The organism is Mesorhizobium sp. M7A.F.Ca.MR.362.00.0.0 (genome assembly GCF_004023175.1).
Taxonomy (GTDB): domain Bacteria; phylum Pseudomonadota; class Alphaproteobacteria; order Rhizobiales; family Rhizobiaceae; genus Mesorhizobium.
Window position 1 is genome coordinate 1 of sequence record NZ_RZTF01000858.1, and the last position, 715, is coordinate 715.

Annotated in this window: 1 protein-coding gene; it reads right to left on the bottom strand. The window is 66.4% G+C overall.

All coding sequences use genetic code 11. The features are described from left to right. Nucleotides 1-19 precede the first annotated feature (19 nt). Nucleotides 20-715, bottom strand: a 696-nt coding sequence (locus EOC06_RS38185; RefSeq protein ID WP_128310168.1) for a LysR family substrate-binding domain-containing protein, incomplete at its 5' end; no start/stop codon positions are given.

The following is a 715-nucleotide window of genomic DNA, read 5'->3' on the forward strand; positions in this document are numbered from 1 at the left end:
GCCCTACTGCCCTACTGCCCTACTGCCCTACTGCCCTACTCCCCTCTTCCTCCGCAGCCTGCCGCAAATCGGCAATCACCGCGCGGCGGTCATGACGCCGCCAGGCGAGATGGAGTGAAACCGTGCGGTCGAACCACGGCAGGTCGCGAAATACGATCCGCGGCGGCGCAGCGGCGCGCAGGCTGGCTTGCACCGTCGCCAGACCAAGGCCGGCGCTGACAAGGCCGAGCGAGGTTAGCGGATCCGCCGTTTCATAGGCGATGTCGGGCAAAAAGCCGGCTTTGGCGCAGGCGGCAAGGAACTGGCCGCGATTGGTGTCGTCCGGCTGGCGCACGACGGTGATCCAGGTGCGACCGTCAAGGTGATGCGGCCCAACCTCTGGTAATTGAACAAGCGGATCATCTTCGGGGATCGCCAGCACCAGCGGCTCATGCCGCAGCGCCATGGCCGCGACATCCGGGTCATCATCGGCTGGCGGCGAGTAGACAAAGCCCAGATCCAGCGACCGCTGCCGTAGCCCTTCCAACTGCGCCGCAGAACGCAGGCTTCTCAGCTGCAGGTGGAAATCCGGCCGGTCGCGACGGAACTGGCGCAGCATCCCGGCGACAAGCCCGGCATGAACGGCGCCTTCGACATAGCCGATGGCGAGCCGACCGACGGCGCCGCTGGCCAGGTTTCGGCCGAACTCCTCCAAACGTCGCGCACTGGACAGCAG